A 23,806-nucleotide genomic window follows, 5' to 3' on the forward strand; every position below is an offset into this window, starting at 1 on the left:
GCGTTTGCGGCGTGCTTTACGGGCTGGCGCCGGCGGAAGCGTCGTCGTCGCTGCCGGCGTCGTCGGTCACGGCCTGGGCCTGGGCGACCTGCGCTTGGCCGAGCGTGTCGAGCTGGGCAAGAACGCCAGCGGTCTCGACGCGCCAGGCAGCCAGCTGAGCCTTGCTGAGCGGGTTGGAGCGCGGCAGCAGCACCGAGAGCGGGTTCTTGTGCACGCCGTTGCTGCGGAATTCGTAATGAAGATGCGGTGCGGTCGCCAGACCGGTTGCGCCGACGTAGCCGATCACCTGGCCCTGACGGACGCGAGCACCGACCTTGAGGCCTTCGCGGTAGCGCGACATGTGAGCGTAGAGCGTCGTGTACTGCGAGCCGTGCTTGAGGATGATGACGCGGCCATAGCCGCTCTTGTTGCCGATGAATTCGACATTGCCGTCGCCGGTGGCCTTGATCGGCGTGCCGGTCGATGCTGCGTAGTCGACGCCCTTGTGGGCGCGGATCGTGTTCAAGATCGGATGGCGACGCTTGAGGTTGAAGCCCGAGCTGATGCGGACGAAGTCGACCGGTGTGCGCATGAAGGCCTTGCGCAGCGACTCGCCTTCCGGCGTGTAGTAGGCGACCTTGCCGTCGGTATCCGTGTAGCGGATGGCGCGGAAGCTCTTGCCGCGGTTGACGAACTCGGCGGCGACGATGTCGCCATCGCGCAGCTTCTCGCCGTTCTTGTAGAGCACGTCATAGACGACGGCGAAGCGATCGCCACGACGCAGGTCAAGCGCGAAGTCGATGTCGTAACCGAACATCTGCGCCATATCCATCAGCAGTCGGCTCGACAGGCCAGCGCGCTGGCCATCGAGGAACAGCGAGTTCTCGACGACGGCGGAAACCTGGGTCGGGCGGCGCTCGATTTCGGCAGCGACGATCGTGCCGTCAAAGCCATCTTCGGCATTGCGGCGCACGTTGAGTGTGCTGGTCTCGTCGAGCTCGAAGCTCAGTTCCTCGAGCTTGTCGTCAGGCGTCTTCTTGATCAGCAGCTTGTCGCCGGTGCGCAGCGACTTGAGCCGGGCAGCGTCCTTGCCGAGGCGGACGACCGCCATCGCTTCGGAGAAGCCGAGGCCGTTCTGCTCGAAGATGTCGGAGAGCGTCTGCCCGCGCGTGACGGTGACGGTCTGCCATTCGCTGGCCGGCGGCACCGCAAGCGGATCGGCCAAGGCGGCCTGCACTTCTTCCGAGAATTCGTTGCCGTTTGCTTCGTCTAGCACGCTCGTCAGCTCGGGCGGCAGGCCCGGAGGAGCGAGACTTTTGCGGTTGGCGATACCTTCGCGCGTGGCGACGGCCGTCAGAAACACCGCACAGGTGGTCGCAATAACAAGCGTACGGCGGGCCGTACGGCGGGGAGCCGGAACGGCAGGGCTATAATCCAGTTTCATCGTTGACCCGAAGAACGACCTAAGGCCGCGCACTTACCGCACGGTCCGCACCCTGGCGTTGTCGTTGTTATGGTTTAACGCTCTAGTGACGCGTAAGGAAACACACAACGCCACGCCTTGGCAAGCATTTTCTCTACAAAGGCCGTGCCATCTTGCGGTCTGCAAGGCCGCCTCCGCTTGCGGCTGGACTGGCCTTGATCGACTCTAGCGGCCCTGACGACACCCCGATCCCCCTCAACAGCACCTATGAACCCCATGAGCACTGAACTCGCCGAGCTCGAGCGCGGCACCGAAGAAGTCCTTCCCAAAGAAGAGTTTCAGCGGCGTGTGCTGGCGGCCCGGAGCAAGGGCACCCCCCTGCGAATCAAGGCCGGCTTCGATCCGACCGCCAAGGATCTCCACCTCGGGCACACCCTGTTGCTGAACAAGCTGCGGGCATTCCAGGAAGCAGGCCATGAGGCAATCTTCCTAATCGGTGACTTCACCGGGATGATCGGTGACCCCACGGGCAAGAACGAAACCCGCAAACCGCTGACCCGTGAGCAGGTCGAGGCAAATGCCGAGACATATAAGGAACAGGTCTTCAAGATTCTGGATCCGGATCGGACCACGATCGCGTTCAACAGCCACTGGCTGGATCCGCTGGGCACCGAAGGCATCATTCGCGTGGCTGCCCAGCACACCGTGGCTCGCATGCTCGAGCGCGACGACTTCACCAAGCGCTACGCCGCCGGCCAGCCGATTGCGATTCACGAATTTCTCTATCCCTTGCTGCAGGGCTACGACTCCGTAGCCCTCAAGTCCGATGTCGAGCTTGGCGGCACCGACCAGAAATTCAATCTGCTGGTGGGGCGCCATCTGCAGCAGGCCTACGGCCAGACGCCTCAATGCATCATGACCTTGCCGATCCTGGAAGGGCTCGACGGCGTGCAGAAGATGTCGAAGAGCCTTGGCAACTACATCGGCGTCAACGATCCTGCGAAGGAAATGTTCGGCAAGGTCATGTCGATCTCCGACACGCTGATGTGGCGCTACTTCGAACTGCTCTCGTTCCGCCCCTTGGCAGAGATCGGCGCGCTGCGTGAGCGCATGACACAAGGCGCCAATCCGCGAGACGTCAAGTTCGAGCTGGCGCAGGAGATCGTTGCGCGCTTCCACGGCAAGGATGCCGGCGAGGCAGCGCAGCGTGAGTTCATTGCGCAGTTCTCGCAGGGCGCGCTGCCCGACAACATCCCAGAACTCACTGTCGCAGCGCCGTCAGCGGGGCTGCCCATCGCGCGCGTGCTTAAGGAGGCGGGCCTGGTTGCCAGCAATGCCGAAGGTATCCGCATGGTGGATCAGCGTGCGGTGCGGGTTGATCAGCAGCGCGTCGAAGATCGCGCACATGTACTGGCGCCCGGGGCCAGCTACCTGCTGCAGGTCGGCACTCGTCGCTATGCACGAGTCACTTTGACTGCAGCGAGTGCCTGATCCGGCCCCGCACCTCTCGATCGAGCCGGATTCGAGGGGGTTTTGGGACGGGCTTGCGCGCCCTGGTCACTGAATCGTCAAAAAATGATCACAAAACAATCGGTTTGAGCGCGGTTTCGGGCAGTGCAACAGTGAAGTTCAAACAACAATTCGTTCAAAAACAACAACATCATATATTCGACCAAAATGATCGTTGACGCAGTCTGAAAAAGCCCTATTATTCGCCTCCCCGCTGCACGGCAACGACGAAAAAGTCGAAACCGAAACAGCCAGATCATTAAAAAGACAGCAAGTAATTTGTGTGGGTGCTCCCGGTAGCGTGGCGAAGCCACGTAACACCAAGAGCATCAACGTAGCCAAGTCACATTGAGCTTCGAAGATAACTCTTCAATGTCGAACGCATTTAGCCATGCCTCGACAGATATGGATCTAGCAATTCGCTTTTAAAGTGGAGAGTTTGATCCTGGCTCAGATTGAACGCTGGCGGCATGCCTAACACATGCAAGTCGAACGAGGTGTAGCAATACATCTAGTGGCGGACGGGTGAGGAATACATAGGAATCTGCCTCAGAGCGGGGGATAGCCCAGGGAAACTTGGAGTAATACCGCATGATGTCGAGAGACCAAAGCAGGGGACCGCAAGGCCTTGCACTCTGAGAGGAGCCTATGTCTGATTAGCTAGTTGGCGGGGTAATGGCCCACCAAGGCAACGATCAGTAGCTGGTCTGAGAGGACGATCAGCCACACCGGAACTGAGACACGGTCCGGACTCCTACGGGAGGCAGCAGTGGGGAATATTGGACAATGGGCGAAAGCCTGATCCAGCAATGCCGCGTGTGTGAAGAAGGCCTTCGGGTTGTAAAGCACTTTAGGCTGGAAAGAAAAAATTCAAGCTAACATCTTGAGTCTTGACGGTACCAGCAGAATAAGCACCGGCTAACTCTGTGCCAGCAGCCGCGGTAATACAGAGGGTGCAAGCGTTAATCGGATTTACTGGGCGTAAAGCGTGTGTAGGTGGTTACTCAAGTCGGTTGTGAAATCCCCGGGCTCAACCTGGGAATTGCTTCCGAGACTGAGTGACTAGAGTACGGTAGAGGGCGGTGGAATTTCCGGTGTAGCGGTGAAATGCGTAGATATCGGAAGGAACACCAATGGCGAAGGCAGCCGCCTGGGCCTGTACTGACACTGAGACACGAAAGCGTGGGGATCAAACAGGATTAGATACCCTGGTAGTCCACGCCGTAAACGATGGGTACTTGACGTCGGCATGCTCTGCGTGTCGGTGTCGTAGCTAACGCGATAAGTACCCCGCCTGGGGAGTACGGCCGCAAGGTTGAAACTCAAAGGAATTGACGGGGGCCCGCACAAGCGGTGGAGTATGTGGTTTAATTCGATGCAACGCGAAGAACCTTACCTGGCCTTGACATGCTAGAAATCCTGCAGAGATGTGGGAGTGCCCGCAAGGGAATCTAGACACAGGTGCTGCATGGCTGTCGTCAGCTCGTGTCGTGAGATGTTGGGTTAAGTCCCGCAACGAGCGCAACCCTTGCCCTTAGTTGCCCCCATTCAGTTGAGCACTCTAAGGGGACCGCCGGTGACAAACCGGAGGAAGGTGGGGATGACGTCAAGTCATCATGGCCCTTATGGCCAGGGCTACACACGTACTACAATGGTCGGTACAGAGGGTTGCCAACCCGCGAGGGGGAGCTAATCCCATAAAGCCGATCTTAGTCCGGATTGGAGTCTGCAACTCGACTCCATGAAGTCGGAATCGCTAGTAATCGCCGATCAGCATTTGCGGCGGTGAATACGTTCCCGGGCCTTGTACACACCGCCCGTCACACCATGGAAGTCTGTTGCACCAGAAGTAGGTAGTCTAACCGCAAGGGGGGCGCTTACCACGGTGTGGCCGATGACTGGGGTGAAGTCGTAACAAGGTAGCCGTAGGGGAACCTGCGGCTGGATCACCTCCTTTACAGAACGCTTCAAAGCGCGCTGGGAGCATCCAACACAAATTACTTGCATAAAACAGTCGGAGTCGCAGAAGTTCTGCGCACTCGCCCGATACAGGTTTAGCGTGATGTTCAGCCTGGGGGTCTGTAGCTCAGTTGGTTAGAGCACACGCTTGATAAGCGTGGGGTCGGTGGTTCAAATCCACCCAGACCCACCACCATCTACCGCAGACACCGAATCGGGAATATTCCGGGGCCATAGCTCAGCTGGGAGAGCATCTGCTTTGCAAGCAGAGGGTCGTCGGTTCGATCCCGACTGGCTCCACCATGTTGACTCAATGAAGTTCGCTGTAAGAAGCGAATTTCCTTGAGTCCACGCAAGTGGTTCAAAAAAACTGTTCTTTAAAAATTAGGTTTGTAGTTGAACACTGTAAGACATAGTGATTGACGTAAAAGTCTTTCACACTCAATGCCTGCGGTGCTTAACGGCGATTTAAATTGTTATGAGGTTGCAAGAAAATGTAGCCGAGATCATTCGAGAGAATGTTTGAGGTTATATGGTCAAGTGATCAAGCGCATCTGGTGGATGCCTTGGCGGCAACAGGCGATGAAGGACGTTGTAGCCTGCGATAAGTCACGGGGAGCTGGCAAACAAGCTTTGATCCGTGAATTTCCGAATGGGGCAACCCAGCCCGCAAGGGTTATCCGTAGCTGAATACATAGGCTGCGGAAGCGAACCCGGGGAACTGAAACATCTAAGTACCCGGAGGAAAAGAAATCAACCGAGATTCCGCAAGTAGTGGCGAGCGAACGCGGAGTAGCCCTTAAGTTTCTTACGTTCTAGCAAAAGATTCTGGAAAGTTTCGCCATAGTGGGTGATAGCCCCGTATGCGAAAGGACGTAGGGAATGAAATCGAGTAAGGCGAGGCACGTGAAACCTTGTCTGAATATGGGGGGACCATCCTCCAAGGCTAAATACTCGTTGCCGACCGATAGTGAACCAGTACCGTGAGGGAAAGGCGAAAAGAACCCCGGCGAGGGGAGTGAAATAGAACCTGAAACCGGATGCGTACAAGCAGTCAGAGCAGACTTGTTCTGTGATGGCGTACCTTTTGTATAATGGGTCAGCGACTTACTAGTCTGTAGCAAGCCTAACCGTATAGGGGAGGCGTAGGGAAACCGAGTCTGAATAGGGCGATTAGTTGCAGGCTGTAGACCCGAAACCCGTCGATCTATCCATGACCAGGGTGAAGTTGTGGTAACACACAATGGAGGCCCGAACTCACGTCTGTTGAAAAAGACGGAGATGAGTTGTGGATAGGAGTGAAAGGCTAATCAAGGCGGGTGATAGCTGGTTCTCCTCGAAAGCTATTTAGGTAGCGCCTCGTGTATCACTGTAGGGGGTAGAGCACTGTTACGGTCTGGGGGGAGCACAAGTTCCTACCCAACTGTTGCAAACTCCGAATACCTACAAGTGCAATCACGGGAGACACACGGCGGGAGCTAAATTTCGTCGTGAAAAGGGAAACAGCCCTGACCACCAGCTAAGGTCCCCAAATCATCGCTAAGTGGTGAACGATGTGGGAAGGCTAAGACAGCCAGGATGTTGGCTTAGAAGCAGCCATCATTTAAAGAAAGCGTAATAGCTCACTGGTCGAGTCGGCCCGCGCGGAAGATGTAACGGGGCTCAAGCGATGTACCGAAGCTGTGGGTGCACACTTAGGTGTGCGCGGTAGAGGAGCGTTCCGTAAGCCTGCGAAGGTGAACTGTAAGGTTTGCTGGAGGTATCGGAAGTGCGAATGCTGACATGAGTAACGACAATACGGGTGAAAAACCCGTTCGCCGTAAGCCCAAGGTTTCCAGCGCAACGGTAATCGGCGCTGGGTGAGTCGGGTCCTAAGGCGAGGCCGAGAGGCGTAGTCGATGGCAAACTGGTTAATATTCCAGTACTTACACATGCTGCGATGGGATGACGGAGAAGGTTAGGGTGGCCTCCTATTGGATGGAGGTTTAAGCCCCTAGGAAGGTCTCTTAGGCAAATCCGGGAGATCAATTCTGAAAGGTGATGACGAGCTGCTTCGGCAGCGAAGTACCTGATACCCAGCTTCCAAGAAAAGTCTCTAAGCTTCAGGCATGTGTGATCCGTACCCCAAACCGACACAGGTGGGCGAGGAGAGTATCCTCAGGCGTTTGAGACAACTCTGATGAAGGAACTCGGCAAAATAGTGCCGTAACTTCGGGAGAAGGCACGCCCGCGCAAGCGGGCCGCAGTGAAGAGGGGGTTGCGACTGTTTATCAAAAACACAGGACTCTGCAAACACGAAAGTGGACGTATAGGGTCTGACACCTGCCCGGTGCTGGAAGGTTAATTGATGGGGTTAGCGTAAGCGAAGCTCTTGATCGAAGCCCCAGTAAACGGCGGCCGTAACTATAACGGTCCTAAGGTAGCGAAATTCCTTGTCGGGTAAGTTCCGACCTGCACGAATGGTGTAACGATAGCCCCACTGTCTCCATCAGAGGCTCAGTGAAATTGAAATCGCTGTGACGATGCAGTGTTCCCGCGGCAAGACGGAAAGACCCCGTGAACCTTTACTATAACTTTACAGTGGATTTTGAGTTTGTCTGTGTAGGATAGGTGGGAGCCTTTGAAGCGCAGGCGCTAGCTTGTGTGGAGGCGTCCTTGAAATACCACCCTGATAAACTCGGAGTTCTAACCTCGTCCCGTCATCCGGGACAGGGACATTGTATGGCGGGTAGTTTGACTGGGGCGGTCTCCTCCCAAAGAGTAACGGAGGAGTGCGAAGGTTAGCTCAGCGCGGTCGGAAATCGCGCTCTAGAGTGCATAGGCATAAGCTAGCTTGACTGCGAGACAAACAAGTCGAGCAGGTACGAAAGTAGGTCTAAGTGATCCGGTGGTTCTGTATGGAAGGGCCATCGCTCAACGGATAAAAGGTACTCCGGGGATAACAGGCTGATACTGCCCAAGAGTCCATATCGACGGCAGTGTTTGGCACCTCGATGTCGGCTCATCACATCCTGGGGCTGTAGTCGGTCCCAAGGGTTCGGCTGTTCGCCGATTAAAGTGGTACGCGAGCTGGGTTCAGAACGTCGTGAGACAGTTCGGTCCCTATCTGCCGTGGGCGTTTGAGATTTGAAGGGAGTTCACCTTAGTACGAGAGGACCGGGTGGAACGTATCTCTGGTGTTCCAGTTGTCACGCCAGTGGCATCGCTGGGTAGCTATATACGGACGGGATAACCGCTGAAAGCATCTAAGCGGGAAGCCTACCTTAAGATGAGATCTCACGAGGCTTAAGCCTCCTGAAGGGCCCTTGTAGACTACAAGGTTGATAGGCGCGATGTGGAAGACCAGTAATGGTTGTAGCTAACGCGTACTAATTGCCCGTGCGACTTGACCATATAACGCTCAAGCGTTCTCGCAATGTCTTGCGAGACCGAGCAATGAAATGAAGTCGTTAAGTACCAGGCATTGAATATGTCTGACTAGTGTTCAACTACAAACCAAATTCGGTGACACGCGTCAGCAATGGCACGGGTTACCAGCCAGTTTCCCTGGCGGCAATGGCGAGTTGGAACCACCCGTTCCCATCCCGAACACGGAAGTGAAACGACTCAGCGCCGATGATAGTGTGGCAGCTGCTATGCGAAAGTAGGACACTGCCAGGGTCTTAAATACGAAACCCCGAAGCTTGATGCTTCGGGGTTTTTTATTGCCTGCGATTTGTCAGATCGATTGTGGGATTTCCTTCGCGAATGTTGCCGTCGGCAATTGTCCGCACGATACTGCGCGCTTCCAATATCGGCCGACGCCGAAGATCAGCACAGGGAGCGTGCGATGTCCAAAATGAAGCTTTTGTCCGTCTTGCTGACGGCCTTCGCCGTGTCCGGCTGCGAGCTGTTTGAAGGCCGTGGGGATATCGGGTTTTCGATCTCAGCCACGGATGCTGTCGAGGATCCCGCCAATCGCTTTGATCAGGTCGTCATCGCAGTCAGCAAGGTGGTGTTCGTTTCAGCGGATGGCGAGCGCGAGACCGTTGATTTCGATCCCGTGGAGCAGATTGATCTGCTTGAGTTCACCCGCGGCGACACTGCACCGTTGATTGCTAATACGAGCTTACCGAGCGCGCAGTACGAATCAGTCGAGCTCACGATCGACAGCGACGAAGATGATGACCGCTCGTATATTCGCTATCGAGACGGTGGCGTCGCGAACCTGTTTATCCCCGACGGCCAGCAGTCCAAGCTGACGCTGCCCGTCGACTTCGAGATTGAGGACGGGGAGATAACCGCGCTGACGTTGCAGTTTGAGTTGCGTAGGTCGCTGCGCCGGAAAAGCTTCTCACTCTACGAACTGCACCCGAGCCTACGTCTAGTGAAGGACGATGAAGTCGGGGCGATCAGCGGCAACGTGGCGCCCGCGCTGATTCCCAACGACTGTGATCCGGCGATCTATGCCTTCATCGGAAGCAACGCCACGCCCAGCGATATCGACGCAGTCGGCGCGGGTCCGGTCAGCACCGCAAGGGTTTTCGGTAATTCGGCCGGGGATGGCTTCGTTTATTCGTTGGAGTTTCTGGACGACGGAAACTACACCCTCGCTCTGACGTGCAAGGCAGATGAAGAGGATCCGACGGTCGGTGACGATCTGGATTTTGAGGCCATCACCAAGGCATCAGTCGAAGCAGGCGAGACCACGGTGCAGGATATCCCCGACTAGGCGGAAGGCAAAATAAAAAGGCTCGATGGCAATCGCCATCGAGCCTCAAGAAGGCCGCCGAATTTAAGCCGACTTACGTGCCTCAAACTTCTTCTTGCTCGGCAAAATGCCCATCGCCTTGCAGATGATGCCAAGCATGATTTCGTCGGCACCGCCGCCGATCGACACCAGGCGTGTATCGCGATAAGCGCGGGCAACGTTGTTCTCCCACATGTAGCCCTGGCCACCCCAGAACTGCATCAGCGCATCGGTCACTTCGCGGCCGACGCGGCCGATTTTCAGCTTGCACATCGATGCCAGCATTGCGACGTGTTCCGGCGTGTGCTTGCCGCTCAGATATTCCTGAGTCGTGTAGTAGACAAGCGCTTTCAATGACTCGACTTCGGTGCGCAGTTCCGCGATGCGGAAGTGAACGTACTGATTGTCGAGGATGGACTGGCCGAACGCCTGACGCTGGCCCGTGTACTCAATCGTCTCGTTGATCAGATTGAGCAAACCGTCGATGCCGGAAGCGGCGCCGAACAGACGCTCCTCCTGGAACTGCATCATCTGATACATGAAGCCCATGCCTTCCTGGCCGATCAGGTTGCGGCGCGGTACACGCACGTTGTCCAGGAAGATCATCGCCGTGTCCGATGAGCGCATGCCGAGCTTGTCGAGCTTGGTCTTGCGATCGATGCCCTTGGCATCCATCGGCACGATGATCAGCGACTTGTTCACGTGCGGCTTGCCTTCCGATGTGTTCACCAACATGCAGGCCCAGTCCGACTGGGTCGCGTTGGTGATCCACATCTTCGAGCCGTTGATGACGTAGTCGTCGCCGTCCTTGGTCGCGTAGGTCTTCACGCCGGCGACATCGGAACCCGCCCCGGCTTCGGACACCGCGATCGACACGACCATGTCGCCGCTGATCGCCGGGGCCAAGTACTCCGCGCGCAGTTCCTTTGAGCCGAATCGGGCGAGCGCCGGCGTCGCCATATCGGTCTGCACGCCGATGCCCATGGGTACGCCACCGCAGGTGCAGTTGCCCAGGGCCTGCGCGAACATCACCTGATACGAGTAATCGAGGCCCATGCCGCCGTACTCGGTGGGCTTGGAAATTCCGAGCAGACCCAGCGAGCCCATCTTCTTGAGGACTTCATGGGCGGGCCAGATCCCGGCAGCCTCCCACTCCGCGACATGCGGATTCAATTCATTGACGACGAAATTCTTGACCGTCTTGTACAGCTCTTGATGCTCGTGGGTAATGTTCATTACAAAGCTCGGTAGGGCAATTGCAGAACATATTTATATCACCGCTCAAATAAGCTCGGTGAGCTACGGCGAGAACGGTACGTCCGCTTACCGCACAGCGTCCGACATCGGCAGCGTTCACTCCTTACTAAGGAGCCGCGGCTGGCTCCACTTTCAGCACGAACATCTTCGGCCAGCATTTGCCGGTCACGTAAAAGCGATCGGCCGTCGGATCGTAGGCGATGCCGTTGAGCACATGATCAACCGGGTTCCAGCCCGCCGGTTTGTCGAAGCGCTGCTTGAGCTCGGCGAGATCCAACCACCCGATGACCTCTCCGCTGTGCGGATCGATCTGCACGATGTTGTCGGTCTGCCAGATGTTCGCGAACACACTGCCACGCGCGTACTCGAGTTCGTTCAACCGCGCGATCGGCTTGCCGCTCGCACGAACAGTCACACGAGAAATTTCCGCGAAGCTTTGTGGCTCGCGCATGACGAGATCGGCACTTCCATCGCTCATGATCAGTCGCGCGCCATCACTCGTGATGCCCCAACCTTCGCCATCGAAACGACGCTGCATCGTCGGCTTGCCGCTCAGGTCGAAGTAGTGCGCGACGCCTTCGCGCCAGGTCAGCATGACGAGTTGATCGCGCCAGACAGCGAGCCCTTCGCCGAAAAAAGTCGGTAAAAGTTGCGCAATTTGGCGCTCCGAACCGCTCCGGAGGTCGGTGACGAACAACGCCGAGCGGCCGTACAAACCGCTGCTTTCAAACATGCTTCGATCGTGAATTGCGAGGCCTTGAGTAAATCGTTTTGCATCGTGATCACGCGTCTCGACGATGCTCCACTTCAAACGATTTACGTAGGAGAAATCATGTTCTCGCGCACTATCGCGCAACACATACTCAGCATGTGCGCCACATGAAAAAACACACAGCAATGAAAGCAGAAATGCACGCATGTGAGATGTCGCCTAACGGAGTCCGGATTGTGCGTCAAGACAAAGACGTTGATTTAAATTTTATTTATATGTAAAACATCACACCATGGAAATACGGGTTGTGTTTCCAGACCACGCGGAGTTTTCCGCGACTGTCCTTAGGAGGATGTGTAATGGCTGCTAAGAAGGCTGCGAAGAAGGCTGTGAAGAAACCCGCGAAGAAGGCTGCCAAGAAGGCAGTGAAGAAGGTCGCGAAGAAGGTTGCCAAGAAGGCCGTGAAGAAGGTCGCCAAGAAGCCGGCGAAGAAGGCTGCGAAGAAGGTCGTCAAGAAGGCCAAGGCCGCGGCGAAGAAGTAAGCGGGCTGCCACCGCACGGGCGGCAGCAATGCACTCCGGCAACGGAAGCTAGCCGCCCGCTTTACAAACAGACGACAGCAAACGCATTACATTCGCGCCGCGGCTACACGACCTTGTCGAGTAGCCGCGTTTTTTCTTGGTGCGGCGGCTGTCTCTCTCCGGTACTCGCGCAATGCGAGCACAGCGGCGGCCCCGCTACAATGCCGCTCCTCGGAGGACGTCAATGATCAAAAGCATGACCGGTTATGCGCGCGTGGAGCGCGCGGGTGAGTTCGGCCGTATCAGCTGGGAGCTGAGGTCGGTCAACCATCGGTACCTCGACGTCCAGTTCAAGGTGCCGGAAGAGTTCCGCGTCCTGGAAGGCGAGCTGCGGACGGTCGCCGGCAACAAGCTGTCGCGCGGCAAGGTCGAATGCGCGCTGCGCTATCAGCGCGAGGTGGCGGCCAACGACCAGATCGAGCTCGACTTCAATCGCATCCGCCAGCTGCGCCATGCATTGGACGTGATCAACACCGAATTCGGCGCCACCACCGCGCCCGAGCCGGTTCGCTTGCTGACCTTTCCGGGGGTTGTGCGCGAAGAGCGCGCCGACTTCGCGCCGCTATTGGCTCAGGCCCGCGGCCTGTTCGATGAGGCGCTCGATGAGTTCACCGCCTTCCGGGTCAGCGAAGGCGAACGACTCGCTCAGTATCTGATCGAACGCTGCGACAGCATGCTGGTCCTCGTGGCTCAGCTGCGCCAGCGATATCCGTTCGTCCGCGACCAGTGGCTGGACCGGATGCGCGCGCGCTGCGCGGATCTGGGCGTCGAAGTCGAGCCGCAGAGACTCGCTCAGGAAGTGGCCCTGGCCTCGCAGCGTCTCGATATTGAAGAAGAGATGTCTCGCCTTGAAAGCCACGTCAAGGAAGTGCGTCAGGCCTTCAGCCGTGCCGATGCGGTTGGCCGCCGCCTGGATTTCCTGATGCAGGAACTGAATCGCGAGGCGAACACGACCTCGTCGAAATCCCAGGATGCCGAGATGACCCGCTGCGCGGTGGACCTGAAGGTCATCATCGAGCAGATGCGCGAACAGGTTCAGAACATCGAATAGAGCGCGTCAGCGTTCCAGCAACGACGGCGAGGCGCGCTGCGCGCATTGCTGGCGTTCGCAGACCTTGCAGCCGACGCCGATCGGCGTCGCCGCAGTCGGCCCCTGCAGGTCGAGTCCGCGCGAATAGACCAGTCGATGCGCATGGCGCAGGTCGCAGCCGAGCCCGACCGCGAAGGTCTTTTGCGGCCGGCCGTAACCTACCGCGCCGCTGACGACCTGCCGCGCAATCCAGAAGTACTTGCGACCGTCCGGCATGCTCGCGATCTGGGTCAGCACGCGGTCGGGCTGGCTGAAGGCTTCGTAGACAATCCACAGCGGGCAAGTGCCGCCGACGCGCGAGAAGTGAAAGTCGGTGGCCGAATGGCGCTTCGAGACATTGCCGGCGCGGTCGACGCGGACGAAGAAGAATGGGAGCCCCGGCGACTCCGCTCGCTGCAGGGTCGACAGGCGATGGCACACCGCTTCGGCGCCGACGCCGAAGCGATTGGCGAGGCGTTCGATGTCGTAGGACATGGTCTCCGCAGCCTGCAGAAATTCCCCATACGGCATGACCAGCGCGCCGGCGAAGTAGTTGGCGAGGCCGATGCGCGCGAGTCGCTGCGATTCCGTGCCGGCGAATCCGCCGGCGTCGATCAGGGCATCCAGCTCTTCGCTCAATTCGAGCATCGCCAGCTGCACCGCCATCTGGAAAGCCTGCTGGCCGGGGCGCAGGTGGTCGGGCAACAGCAAAGTCCGCGTCGCGCGGTCGAAGCGTCCCTTCTCGAGCTCGCTGTCGGTGCTGGCAATGATACGCACGCGATGACGCTCGGCGAGGCGGCGCGCGAGTTGCGGCGCGGCGTCGCCGATGCTCAGCGCGCTTTCGCGAAAGATGCCCTCGGCCGCCGTGTCGAGTTCGGCGATGTGGTTGTGCCGCCGATTCAGGTAGTCGCGAACCTCGTCGTGGTTCTGCGGCAGCGCGAAAGACTGCATCTGCGTATTGCCATTGCCCATCTGCGCCGCCAGCATGTCGGCGCGCTCCGCCAGCAGGCGATTGCGCCGATGCATCTCGATCACCGCACGGGCAACGCCCGGCATGTTGGTCGACAGCGCGCGCAGCTCGGCGATCGACACGGTGTCGGCGCCGGTTTCGACCAGCGCGTCGCGGACCTCGGCAATCATCTGCGCCGCCTCGTCGTCGGCAAACGGCTGCACGTCGACGCCGAGCTGCTCATTGATGCGTAACAGGATCGCCAGCGTCAGCGGCCGCTGGTTGCGCTCGATCTGATTCAGATAGCTCGCCGAGATGCCGAGCGTGCGGGCGAGCGCGACCTGGCTGATGCCGCGTTCCTCGCGCAGCCTCTGCAGCCGGACCCCCATGAAGACCTTGCGCATGTAATTTGCAAAATTAACAGCAAGCTCGTGCCGATTTTGCAAGAATACGCCAGGGAGGCGCTGAAATGGCGGCCGAATATGCAAATAATGTTAATTACTGCCTGATGTGCCTCCCCAGCCCCGATTTCCGGGGTCTGTGCCGGCCCATTGGCGCCGGTTTCTCACGCAATCGGCAGAGGTCGCGCGGCGTCAAAAGCGCGAGACTTTCGGCCCCACGAATTTGGAATCCAACATGACCACGCAAACCCAGTCCGCCGTGCCGACCGTCAAGCTGCTGATCAACGGCGAGTTCATCGATTCGAAGACCAAGGACTGGCGCGACGTCGTCAACCCGGCGACCCAGGAAGTGCTGGCACGCGTGCCGTTCGCGACCGCCGAAGAACTGAACGCCGCAGTGGCCTCCGCCAAGGAAGCCTTCAAGACCTGGCGCAAGACGCCGATCGGTGCGCGTGCGCGCATCTTCCTCAAGTATCAGCAGCTGATCCGCGAGAACATGAAGGAACTCGCCGCGATCCTGACCGCCGAACAGGGCAAGACGCTGCCGGACGCCGAAGGCGATGTGTTCCGCGGCCTTGAAGTCGTCGAGCATGCCGCCAACATCGGCACGCTGCAGATGGGCGAGCTGGCGACCAACGTCGCGAACAGTGTCGACACCTTCACGATCCTGCAGCCGCTCGGCGTCTGCGCCGGCATCACGCCGTTCAACTTCCCGGCGATGATCCCGTTGTGGATGTTCCCGATGGCGATCGCGACCGGCAACACCTTTGTTCTCAAGCCCTCGGAGCAGGATCCGATGGTGACGATGCGCCTCGTCGAGCTGGCGCTGCAGGCCGGTATTCCGAAGGGCGTGCTCAACGTCATCCACGGTGGTCCGGACATCGTCAACGGCATCTGCGACCACGCCGACATCAAGGCCGTGTCCTTCGTCGGTTCGACCAAGGTCGGTACTCACGTCTACCAGCGCGCAACGCTGGCCGGCAAGCGCGCGCAGTGCATGATGGGCGCGAAGAACCACGCCGTCGTGCTGCCGGACGCCAACAAGGAGCAGAGCCTCAACGCCCTGGTCGGCGCCGGATTTGGTGCGGCGGGTCAGCGCTGCATGGCCGCTTCGGTCGCCGTGCTCGTCGGTGAAGCCCAGAAGTGGATTCCGGAACTGGTCGCCAAGGCGAAGACGCTCAAGGTCAACGGCGGCTCCGAGGCCGGCACTGACATCGGTCCGGTCATCTCCTGTGCTGCCAAGTCGCGCATCGAGAGCCTGATCGAGCAGGGCACCAAGGAAGGCGCCAAGCTTGAACTCGACGGCCGCGCGCCGGCGATGGCTGGCAACTATGCCAAGGGCAACTTCGTCGGCCCGACGATCTTCTCCGGCGTGAAGCCGGGCATGGTGATCTACGACCAGGAAATCTTCGGACCGGTACTGGTCATCGTCAACGCGGCGAGCCTCGACGAGGCGATCGAGATCATCAACGCCAACCCGAACGGCAACGGCGTTGCGGTGTTCACCCAGTCCGGTGCCGCGGCGCGCAAGTTCCACGAAGACATCGACATCGGCCAGGTCGGCATCAACGTGCCGATCCCAGTGCCGGTCCCGCTGTTCTCGTTCACCGGCTCGCGCGGTTCCAAGCTCGGCGACCTCGGCCCTTACGGCAAGCAGGTCATCACGTTCTACACGCAGACCAAGACCGTGACGCAGCGCTGGTTCGATGACGACACGCTGCACGTCGGCGTTAACACGACCATCAGCCTCCGCTAAGCGCGGAGACTGCGATGGATTTCGAGCTGTCCGACGAACAGCGCGCCTTCCGCGAGGCGGCGCGCGACTTCGCCGAGAAGGAGTTCGCCCCGCATGCCGCGGAGTGGGACGAGACCTCGCATTTCCCGCGCGAGGCGATCCGCCTCGCCGGCGAGATGGGCTTCTGTGGCATCTATACGCCGGAAGCGCTCGGCGGGATGGGGCTGAAGCGTCTCGATACGACGATCATTGTCGAAGAACTGGCGCGCATCGATCCCTCGACCGCCGCGTTCATCAGCATCCACAACATGGCGACCTGGATGGTCGCCGGCTGGGCGACGGCGGAGATTGCCCAGCAATGGGTGCCGAAGCTCGCCAGCGGTGAAGCACTGGCTTCGTACTGCCTGACCGAACCCGGCGCCGGCTCCGATGCCGCGTCGCTGCGCACGCGTGCCGAGCGCAAGGGCGACGTCTACGTGCTCAATGGGGCCAAGGCCTTCATCTCCGGTGCCGGTGCGACGGACATGCTCGTCGTCATGGCGCGCAGCGGTGAAGCCGGCGCCAAGGGCATCAGCGCCTTCGCCGTGCCGGCGAATCTGCCGGGCATCCACTACGGCAAGAACGAAGAGAAGATGGGCTGGAAGAGCCAGCCGACGCGCACGATCAGTTTCGACAACGTCGAAGTGCCGGTCTCGCATCGCCTGGGCGAGGAGGGCGAAGGCTTCAAGATCGCCATGAAGGGTATCGACGGCGGCCGCATCAACATCGCGACCTGCTCGGTCGGTGCGGCACAGGGCGCGATCGATGCCGCGCAGCGCTACATGCGCGAGCGCAAGCAGTTCGGCAAGGCGCTAGCTGAGTTCCAGGGCCTGCAGTTCAAGCTCGCGGACATGGCGACCGATCTCGTCGCGGCGCGACAGATGGTGCGGCTCGCCGCCAGCAAGCTCGACATCAAGGACCCGAAGGCGACGCTGTTCTGCGCGATGGCCAAGCGCATGGCGACCGACATCGGCTTCAATGTCTGCAACGATGCACTACAGCTGCACGGCGGCTACGGCTACATCAAGGAGTACCCGCTCGAACGGCTGGTACGCGATGTCCGCGTCCACCAGATCCTCGAGGGGACGAACGAGATCATGCGCGTGATCATCTCGCGCCAGGTGCTCGACCCCAACTGCACGGAACCCCTGACATGACTTCATTGCTCAAGCTCGAACAGCGCGGCAGCACGGCGCTGATCACGATCGACAACCCGGCGGCGAACGTCTGGACCCTGGAATCGCTCGACGGTCTGCGCGATCTGGTGCGCCGCCTCGATGCCGACAGCAGCGTCCGCTCGCTGGTGCTGACCGGCCAGGGCGCGAAGTTCTTCAGCGCCGGTGCCGACCTGAAGGTCTTTGCCGAAGGTGGCAAGCGCGCCGGCACCGACATGGCGCGCGCGTTCGGCGAGGCGTTCGAGACGCTCGCGGCGTTCCGCGGCGTCAGCGTCGCGGCGATCAACGGCTATGCGATGGGCGGTGGCCTGGAAGTGGCGCTGGCCTGCGACATCCGCATTGCCGAAGCGCATGCGCAGATGGCGCTGCCGGAAGGCGCTGTGGGCCTGTTGCCCTGCGCCGGCGGTACGCAGTGGCTGACACGCGCGGTCGGCGACGCCTGGGCCAAACGCATGATCCTCTGCGGCGAGCGCGTCGACGCGCAGACCGCGCTGCGGATCGGCCTGGTCGAGGAAGTCGTCGAAACCGGCAAGGCTGTCGACGCGGCGCTTGCGCTGGCAGCGAAGGTCGAGAAGCAGAGCCCGGGCAGCGTCGCGGCCTGCAAGACGCTGATCCATGCCGCGCGCGGCCCGGCGCAGGCAGCGCTGCCGCTGGAGCGCGACCTGTTCCTGCGTCTGTTCGATACGAAAGATCAGGCTGAAGGCGTGGCCGCCTTCCTCGAGAAGCGCAAGCCGGAGTGGCGCAATGTCTGAAAGCGCCGTGGTCCTGCTGCGTGAGGTGGCCGCTGCCAACGGCCAGCGCATCGCTTTTGCCCAGCTCAATGCGGAGAAGTCGCTCAACTCGCTGAGCCTGCCGATGATCGAAATCCTCGAGCCGGCGCTGCGGAAGTGGGCCGCCGACCCGGGCATCGCGATGGTCGTGCTGCACGGCGCCGGCGAGAAGGCCCTGTGCGCGGGTGGCGACATCCGCAGCCTGTATCAGGCGATGCGCGAGCATCCTGGTGCGCTGCCCAATCCGCCGAACCTCGAGTTCTTCTCGCGCGAATACCGGCTCGACAACGACATTCATGAGTTCCCCAAGCCCTTCCTGGTCTGGGGCAGCGGCATCGTCATGGGCGGCGGCCTCGGCCTGATGGCCGGCGCCAGCCATCGCGTCGTCACCGAGACTTCGCGCGTCGCGATGCCGGAGATCACGATCGGCCTGTTCCCGGACGTTGGCGGCAGCTATTTCCTGAGCCGCATGCCGCGCGCCTACGGCCTGTTCCTCGCGCTCAGCGGCGCGTCGATCAATGGCCACGACCTCAAGCTCGCCGGTCTTGCCGATCACTTCGTAAAAGCGGCGGACCGTGATGCGATTTTCGCGGCGCTGGCGACCGTAGCCTGGACTGCAGACAGCGCAGCGAACGCGCAGTTGCTGACAAAGCTGTTGGAAGATTTCAGTACACAGGCTGCCGCCGTGCTGCCGCCGTCGAATCTAGAAACGCATCGCAGCGAACTGGAGCGCCTGACCGCGGGTGCGACGCTCGCTGAAGTCCATGCCGCAATCACCGGTTACAAGGGTGAGGACGCCTGGCTTGCCAAGGCCGCGAAATCGCTCACCGCCGGTTCACCAACGACGGCCGCGCTGGTCTGGGAGCTACTGAAGCGGGCGAAGGACATGAGCCTCGCCGAGGTTTTCCGCATGGAGCTGATCGTCGCGCTGCAGTGCTGCGCGCATACGGATTTCGTCGAGGGCGTGCGTGCGCTGCTGATCGACAAGGACGGCCAGCCGAAGTGGTCGCCGTCAAGCTTGAGCGACGTGACGCCTGAACATGTCGCGGCGCATTTCGTCGCGCCGCAGTGGCCAACGGGTTCGCATCCGCTGGCCGATCTGTAATGCTTGCGCCGCTGCGCGAGCCAACCAATACGAGGAGCATCTGATGAGCACCATTGCCTTCATCGGCCTGGGCAACATGGGCGGGCCGATGGCCCTGAACCTGATCAAGGCCGGCCACACGCTGCAGGTTTTCGATCTGGTTCCCGCCGCGCTCGAAGCGGCGAAGGCCGCCGGCGCGAAGATCGCCACGAGCCCGGTCGCAGCGAGCGAAGGCGCCGATCTGCTGATCTCGATGCTGCCGGCGAGCAAGCACGTCGAAGGCGTGTACCTCGGCGACGCGGGCCTCATTGCGGCGCTCAAGCCGGGCACTCTGGCGATCGACTGCTCGACGATTGCGCCGGCGTCTTCGCGCAAGGTCAACGACGCGGCCAAGGCCCGCGGTATCGAGTTCATCGATGCGCCGGTCTCGGGCGGCACCGCCGGTGCGGCAGCCGGCACGCTGAGCTTCATGGTCGGCGGCAGCGCCGCGAACTTCGAGCGCGCCAAGCCCTACCTCGAAAAAATGGGCAAGAACCTGTTCCACTGCGGCGACGTCGGCGCCGGCCAGGTCGTGAAGATCGCCAACAACATGCTGCTCGCGATCCACATGGCGGGTACGGCCGAAGCGCTTGCACTCGGTGTCGCGAACGGTCTCGATCCGAAGGTGCTGTCCGACGTGATGGCCAAGAGCTCGGGTCGCAACTGGTCGCTGGAGCTGTACAACCCCTGGCCGGGCGTGATGGACAACGTGCCGGCGTCTCGCGGCTACAGCGGCGGCTTCGGCAGCGCGCTGATGCTCAAGGACCTCGGCCTTGCCGCCGAAGCGTCGATGGCGAGCGGCAGCCCGATCCCGCTCGGGGAACTGGCGCGGAATCTTTACGCGATGCACAGTAGCGCCTCGGGGGCGCTGGACTTCTCCAGCATCGTGAATCTTTACAGAAAGAAGGAATGACGCATGGCGAACCAGCCGATGACGCGCGAAGAACGAAAGATCATTGTCGCGTCATCGCTGGGAACGCTGTTCGAGTGGTACGACTTCTTCCTGTACGGCGCGCTGGCGGCAATCACCAGCCAGCACTTCTTCTCCGCCGTCAATGAAACCGCCGCGTTCATCTTCGCGCTGCTGACCTTCTCGGTCGGCTTCGCGGCGCGGCCGTTCGGCGCGCTGGTGTTCGGCCGCCTCGGCGACCGCAGCGGCCGCAAGTACACCTTCCTGATCACGATCGTCGTCATGGGTCTGTCGACCGTGCTGGTCGGCTGCCTGCCGTCGTACGCGAGTATCGGCATTGCTGCACCGATCCTGCTCGTCGTGCTGCGCCTGCTGCAGGGTCTGGCGCTCGGCGGCGAATACGGCGGCGCCGCGATCTATGTTGCCGAGCACGCGCCGGAAGGCCAGCGCGGCTTCTACACGAGCTGGATTCAGACCATGGCCGCGCTCGGCCTGCTGTTGTCGCTGGTCGTCATCGCGGTGACGCGCTGGCTGATGGGCGAGACGGCATTCGCCGAGTGGGGCTGGCGCATTCCGTTCCTGCTGTCCGCCGGTCTGCTGCTGATCTCGATCTATGTGCGCCTGTCGCTCAATGAGTCGCCGGTGTTCCAGCGCATGAAGAACGAGGGCCGCCTGTCGAAGGCGCCGCTGCGCGAGGCGTATGGCGAATGGCGGCATCTGAAGCGCGGACTCGTCGCGCTGTTCGGCGTGATCGGCGGCCAGGCGACGGTCTGGTACACCGCCAACTTCTACATGCTGTTCTTCCTGACCAAGGCGATGAAGGTCGACGCGCTGACCGCAAACCTGTTGGTCGGCATTGCGGTGGCGATCTGCGCGCCGCTGTATGTCGTGTTCGGCCGCCTGTCGGACCGCATCGGCCGCAAGCCGCTGGTCATCGTCGGGTGCCTGATCGCCTGCTTTGCGTACTTCCCGATCTTCAAGGCGGTCGCGCACTACGCCAATCCGGCGCTGGTCGAAGCTGGAGAGAAAGCCCCGGCGCTGGTCAGCGCCGATCCGGCGACCTGTTCGTTCCAGTTCAATCCGGTCGGTGCGGCTTCGTTCACCAGCGCCTGCGACATCGCCAAGGCCGCACTCGCGCGCAACAGCATCAACTACAGCAACGTCGAGGCCGCGCCCGGCAGCGGTGCTTTCGTACGCATCGGCGACGTGCAGGTCGACAGCTTCGACGGCTCGGCGCTCGATGCCAAGGAGCGGGTGACGCAGATCGCCGCGTTCAACGCCAAGGTGCAGGCCGCTCTGGACGCCGCCGGCTACCCGGCCAAGGCCGATCCGGCGCGCATCAACAAGCCGATGATCGTGCTGCTGCTGATCGTGCTCGGCGTGCTCGCGGTCATGACCTACGCGCCGGTCGCCGCGCTGCTCGTCGAGCTGTTCCCGGCGCGCATCCGCTACACCGCGATGTCGATTCCCTATCACGCCGGCAACGGCTGGATCGGCGGCCTGTTGCCGCCGACCGCCTTCGCGCTCGTCGCCGCGAGCGGCAGCAGCTACGCCGGCCTGTGGTATCCGCTGGCGTTCTCGGTCGCCACCGTCGTGATCGGCACGCTGTTCCTGCCGGAAACGCGCGACACGAAGATCGACGAGGAAGCCTGATATGGGTACAAAAAGCACCGGCGGCTGTTTGTGTGGCGATGTTCTGTTCGAAGTCGACGGTGACTTCGAGGGGTTCTTTCTGTGCCACTGCGAACGTTGCCGCAAGGGCACCGGCTCGGCGCATGCGGCGAATCTGTTTTCGTCGAGCGCCACGCTGATCTGGTTGTCGGGCGAGGACAAGGCGCGCCTCTACAACCTGCCGTCGACCCGCCACTGCAAGGCCTTCTGCGTCAATTGCGGTTCGGCGCTGCCGTATCAGCGCGCCGCCAGCGGTGGCCTCGTGGTGCCGGCCGGCAGCTTGACGAGCGAGGTGACGATCAAGCCGACGGCGCACATCTTCGTCGCCAGCAAGGCCGGCTGGGAAGACGGTTTGGCGCAGGCACCGAGGTTCGATACGTTTCCGGGCTGACGATGTCGCGCATCGAAGTCACGCAGGACTATCGCGGTCAATATGACGACCCGATCGAGTTCCGCGTTGGCGAGCCGATTGAGGTCGGCAGGGAAGATCCGGAGTTCCGCGGCTGGTACTGGTGCTGCAGTCCGCGCGGCAAGCAGGGCTGGGTGCATCAGAGCTTCCTGTCCGCGACGCAGGGCGCCGTGACAGCGCTGCGGGACTATTCGGCGCTTGAACTGACGCTTGCCGCCGGCACCCGCGCCGAAGTGCTGGAGCGTCTCGATGGCTGGCTGCGGGTCAGGCTGGCCGAAGGCGCCGAAGGCTGGCTGCCCGAATCCCACGTCAAGGCCGTGATCAGCGTGAGATGACGCCGCCGAACGGATCACTGTTCGGCGACGAAGCGCCGCCTCCAGTGAAGGCACGTGGCCGCAGCAGCGGCGTCGACGCCGCCGCACCAGCGAACCAGCGGCTGATCGATCTGCGCGCCGCGTTGCCGCCGACACTGCGGCTCGGCACCTCGTCATGGAGCTATCCCGGTTGGATCGGCAGCGTCTGGGCGCGCGAATATTCCGCGCAGAAGCTCGCCAAACAGGGGCTGCGCGCGTATGCGCAGCATCCGCTGCTGCGTGCCGTGAGTCTCGATCGCGCGTTCTATCAGCCGCTCGCGAGCGATCAGTACGCGACCTACGCGGCGCAGGTGCCCGAGGATTTCCGCTTCATCGTCAAGGCGCCGGGCCTGGTTGCCGATGCGCTGCTGCGCGACGAGTCCGGCCGCGGACTCGACATGAATCCGCACTTCCTCGATCCCGGCCTCGCCGTGCAGGCCTTCGCCACGCCGGCGCTCGACGGCTTGCGGCACAAGCTCGGCGCGCTGGTGTTCCAGCTCAGCCCGCTGCCCGATCTCCTGCTGCGCGATCTGCCCGCGCTGATGCAACGCCTCGGCGCGATGCTGCAGGCCTTGCCGGCGCTGCGTCCGCTCGCGCCGGATGCCGTCGTGGCCGTCGAGGTGCGGGATCCGCAATGGCTGATGCCGGCATTCACCGCCACCTTGCACAGCGCCGGCGCCACCTACTGCCTCGGTCTGCACGCGAAGATGCCGCCGATCGAAGACCAGCTGCCGATCCTGCGTGCGCTATGGCCGGGGCCGCTGGTGTGCCGCTGGAATCTGCATCGCAAGCACGGCGCGTATGGTTACGAGGATGCGAAACGGCTCTACGGCGAATTCAATGCGCTGGTCGATCCCGATCCGCAGACGCGCGCGACGTTGGCCCGCGTGATAGCCGGCACGACCGGGGCCGGCTATCCGGCCTACGTCATGCTCGGCAACAAGGCTGAAGGCTCGGCGCCGTTGTCGGTCGTTGCGCTGGCCGAGGTCCTCGCCGGGCCGTAGAGAAAATGCCGGGTGCGATGCCTGCGTAGTGGGGCTGCGAACCGTTCGC

General features: G+C 61.0%; 17 protein-coding genes, 2 tRNA genes and 3 rRNA genes. 18 read left to right on the plus strand and 4 right to left on the minus strand.

Annotated features, from left to right (window positions below; translation table 11 throughout):
* Positions 1 to 16: 16 nt before the first annotated feature.
* Positions 17 to 1,255 (minus strand): OapA family protein, encoded by a 1,239-nt coding sequence (locus AC3WUF_RS18060; protein ID WP_492428174.1) that lies wholly within the window; start codon positions 1,253 to 1,255, stop codon positions 17 to 19.
* Positions 1,256 to 1,669: 414 nt separating this feature from the next.
* On the opposite strand from AC3WUF_RS18060, the gene tyrS reads away from it, so the two are divergent.
* The 7 genes from tyrS to AC3WUF_RS18095 all read left to right on the plus strand — a co-directional run bounded on the left by tyrS (position 1,670) and on the right by AC3WUF_RS18095 (position 9,581).
* Complete coding sequence (gene tyrS, locus AC3WUF_RS18065) at positions 1,670 to 2,893, plus strand: tyrosine--tRNA ligase (RefSeq protein WP_492428176.1); 1,224 nt, start codon at positions 1,670 to 1,672, stop codon at positions 2,891 to 2,893.
* Positions 2,894 to 3,338: 445 nt separating this feature from the next.
* Positions 3,339 to 4,868, plus strand: a 16S ribosomal RNA gene (locus tag AC3WUF_RS18070).
* Between the two features lie 118 nt (positions 4,869 to 4,986).
* Positions 4,987 to 5,063, plus strand: a tRNA-Ile gene (locus AC3WUF_RS18075).
* 34 nt (positions 5,064 to 5,097) lie between these two features.
* Positions 5,098 to 5,173, plus strand: a tRNA-Ala gene (locus AC3WUF_RS18080).
* Between the two features lie 231 nt (positions 5,174 to 5,404).
* A 23S ribosomal RNA gene (locus AC3WUF_RS18085) occupies positions 5,405 to 8,263 on the plus strand.
* A gap of 152 nt (positions 8,264 to 8,415) precedes the next feature.
* Positions 8,416 to 8,530 (plus strand): 5S ribosomal RNA (gene rrf / locus AC3WUF_RS18090).
* Together the 16S, 23S and 5S rRNA genes with 2 tRNA genes alongside form the textbook arrangement of a ribosomal RNA operon.
* Before the next feature lie 169 nt (positions 8,531 to 8,699).
* Entirely contained in the window at positions 8,700 to 9,581 is an 882-nt protein-coding gene (locus tag AC3WUF_RS18095; protein ID WP_492428178.1) for a DUF4382 domain-containing protein, read from the plus strand.
* Positions 9,582 to 9,644: 63 nt separating this feature from the next.
* Here the strand turns inward: AC3WUF_RS18095 and AC3WUF_RS18100 are convergent, their stop codons facing one another.
* A complete protein-coding gene (locus AC3WUF_RS18100) occupies positions 9,645 to 10,835 on the minus strand; it encodes an acyl-CoA dehydrogenase family protein (RefSeq protein WP_492428180.1) in 1,191 nt (396 codons plus the stop codon).
* A 127-nt stretch (positions 10,836 to 10,962) separates the two neighbouring features.
* Entirely contained in the window at positions 10,963 to 11,775 is an 813-nt protein-coding gene (locus AC3WUF_RS18105) for a glutaminyl-peptide cyclotransferase (protein WP_492428182.1), read from the minus strand.
* A 152-nt stretch (positions 11,776 to 11,927) separates the two neighbouring features.
* Between AC3WUF_RS18105 and AC3WUF_RS18110 the strand changes: the two genes are divergently transcribed.
* Positions 11,928 to 12,110: a hypothetical protein gene (locus tag AC3WUF_RS18110; RefSeq protein WP_492428184.1), complete on the plus strand. Its 183-nt coding sequence runs from the start codon at positions 11,928 to 11,930 to the stop codon at positions 12,108 to 12,110.
* Positions 12,111 to 12,333: 223 nt separating this feature from the next.
* Positions 12,334 to 13,200: a YicC/YloC family endoribonuclease gene (locus AC3WUF_RS18115; protein ID WP_492428186.1), complete on the plus strand. Its 867-nt coding sequence runs from the start codon at positions 12,334 to 12,336 to the stop codon at positions 13,198 to 13,200.
* A gap of 6 nt (positions 13,201 to 13,206) precedes the next feature.
* On the opposite strand, the gene AC3WUF_RS18120 is transcribed toward AC3WUF_RS18115, so the two are convergent.
* Positions 13,207 to 14,571 carry a short-chain fatty acyl-CoA regulator family protein gene (locus AC3WUF_RS18120; protein ID WP_492428188.1) on the minus strand — a complete coding sequence of 455 codons (1,365 nt, stop codon included), beginning with the start codon at positions 14,569 to 14,571 and terminating at the stop codon, positions 13,207 to 13,209.
* Between the two features lie 232 nt (positions 14,572 to 14,803).
* Between AC3WUF_RS18120 and AC3WUF_RS18125 the strand changes: the two genes are divergently transcribed.
* From AC3WUF_RS18125 to AC3WUF_RS18165, 9 genes are read left to right on the plus strand one after another with little or no spacing between them, the layout of a single operon-like run.
* The gene (locus AC3WUF_RS18125) at positions 14,804 to 16,324 is read left to right on the plus strand and encodes a CoA-acylating methylmalonate-semialdehyde dehydrogenase (protein ID WP_492428190.1); all 1,521 of its coding nucleotides are present in this window, start codon (positions 14,804 to 14,806) and stop codon (positions 16,322 to 16,324) included.
* 14 nt (positions 16,325 to 16,338) lie between these two features.
* Positions 16,339 to 17,499, plus strand: coding sequence for an acyl-CoA dehydrogenase family protein (locus AC3WUF_RS18130; protein WP_492428192.1), 1,161 nt, complete (start codon positions 16,339 to 16,341; stop codon positions 17,497 to 17,499).
* Positions 17,496 to 18,269 (plus strand): enoyl-CoA hydratase, encoded by a 774-nt coding sequence (locus AC3WUF_RS18135; RefSeq protein WP_492428194.1) that lies wholly within the window; start codon positions 17,496 to 17,498, stop codon positions 18,267 to 18,269. Before AC3WUF_RS18130 ends, AC3WUF_RS18135 begins: the two co-directional genes overlap by 4 nt.
* Positions 18,262 to 19,392: an enoyl-CoA hydratase/isomerase family protein gene (locus AC3WUF_RS18140; protein ID WP_492428196.1), complete on the plus strand. Its 1,131-nt coding sequence runs from the start codon at positions 18,262 to 18,264 to the stop codon at positions 19,390 to 19,392. The genes AC3WUF_RS18135 and AC3WUF_RS18140 overlap by 8 nt, the downstream gene beginning before the upstream one ends.
* Before the next feature lie 43 nt (positions 19,393 to 19,435).
* Positions 19,436 to 20,323, plus strand: coding sequence for a 3-hydroxyisobutyrate dehydrogenase (gene mmsB, locus AC3WUF_RS18145; RefSeq protein WP_492428198.1), 888 nt, complete (start codon positions 19,436 to 19,438; stop codon positions 20,321 to 20,323).
* Positions 20,324 to 20,326: 3 nt separating this feature from the next.
* Positions 20,327 to 21,973 carry an MFS transporter gene (locus AC3WUF_RS18150; protein WP_492428200.1) on the plus strand — a complete coding sequence of 549 codons (1,647 nt, stop codon included), beginning with the start codon at positions 20,327 to 20,329 and terminating at the stop codon, positions 21,971 to 21,973.
* Between the two features lies 1 nt (position 21,974).
* Positions 21,975 to 22,382: a GFA family protein gene (locus tag AC3WUF_RS18155; protein WP_492428202.1), complete on the plus strand. Its 408-nt coding sequence runs from the start codon at positions 21,975 to 21,977 to the stop codon at positions 22,380 to 22,382.
* A gap of 2 nt (positions 22,383 to 22,384) precedes the next feature.
* A complete protein-coding gene (locus tag AC3WUF_RS18160) occupies positions 22,385 to 22,735 on the plus strand; it encodes an SH3 domain-containing protein (protein ID WP_492428204.1) in 351 nt (116 codons plus the stop codon).
* Positions 22,732 to 23,757 carry a DUF72 domain-containing protein gene (locus AC3WUF_RS18165; RefSeq protein WP_492428206.1) on the plus strand — a complete coding sequence of 342 codons (1,026 nt, stop codon included), beginning with the start codon at positions 22,732 to 22,734 and terminating at the stop codon, positions 23,755 to 23,757. The genes AC3WUF_RS18160 and AC3WUF_RS18165 overlap by 4 nt, the downstream gene beginning before the upstream one ends.
* Positions 23,758 to 23,806 lie beyond the last annotated feature (49 nt).

The organism is Fontimonas sp. FW305-C-3, assembly GCF_058783185.1.